General features: G+C 36.9%; 1 pseudogene. It reads right to left on the reverse strand.

The features are described 5' to 3' along the window. Positions 1-339: pseudogene (locus tag RFX69_RS08840) on the reverse strand (hypothetical protein); the annotation flags it as partial.

The raw sequence follows: 339 nt of genomic DNA on the forward strand, positions 1-339 counted from the left end.
TAAATTTTCCGGATTTATTGGCTGCTTTGACTAAAGCATTCATACCTTCAATTTTATCTTCCAATAACCAACTATTGGGTGAGCGTAAATTTGGGTCTAATAACCGCTTAAAAGAATATGCATAATCGTAAAATTTAAATGCTTCGCCAGTTGGTGTACGAACTTCTTGCGCAGCCAAATCAATTGTTAATTGATATCCTTCTTGCGCAGCACATTCCTTAAATAACTGATCAACAATGTCTTCAGGCACAATGACTGGCAACATACCGTTTTTAAAACAGTTATTAAAGACAATATCAGCAAAGCTTGGCGCACTAACGGTACGGACACCATCTTCAT

Source organism: Acinetobacter sp. 148, assembly GCF_031196675.1.
Lineage (GTDB): Bacteria > Pseudomonadota > Gammaproteobacteria > Pseudomonadales > Moraxellaceae > Acinetobacter > Acinetobacter baumannii.